Genomic DNA, 344 nt, shown 5'->3' on the forward strand with positions numbered 1-344 from the left:
TCCTCAAAGCTCACCGGGCTATCGGCCTTGACCCACGACGGGTTCGCCGCCGCCTTCGCCAATACCTGCACATCCTTCACCGCCGCCGTGCTGGTTAAGGTCGCCGTCACCTGCCCCTGCGCGTTACTCACCGAATTGCCCTGCTTCGTCAGGGTTAACCCGTCAACCGTTGGCTCGGTCTGCCAGTCAATCTCTATCGGTTTATCCGCTACCGGCCTGCCATGCGCGTCCACCACCGTCGCCGTGAAGGTATAACTGTCCGTGCCGTTGTTATAGCGCTTCTTGTCTTTATCCACTTCCACCGTCACGCCGGTGACTTGATAACTGCTACTCAGCTCCTCAAA

1 protein-coding gene is annotated in these 344 nt (G+C 58.7%); it reads right to left on the reverse strand.

The genetic code is table 11. The features are described 5' to 3' along the window. Positions 1 to 344 (reverse strand): Ig-like domain-containing protein (locus tag EAE90_RS23465; RefSeq protein ID WP_214055475.1); only part of this gene is annotated, 344 nt, incomplete at both ends.

It is taken from the genome of Photorhabdus caribbeanensis, assembly GCF_018448885.1.
Classification (GTDB): Bacteria; Pseudomonadota; Gammaproteobacteria; order Enterobacterales; family Enterobacteriaceae; genus Photorhabdus; species Photorhabdus caribbeanensis.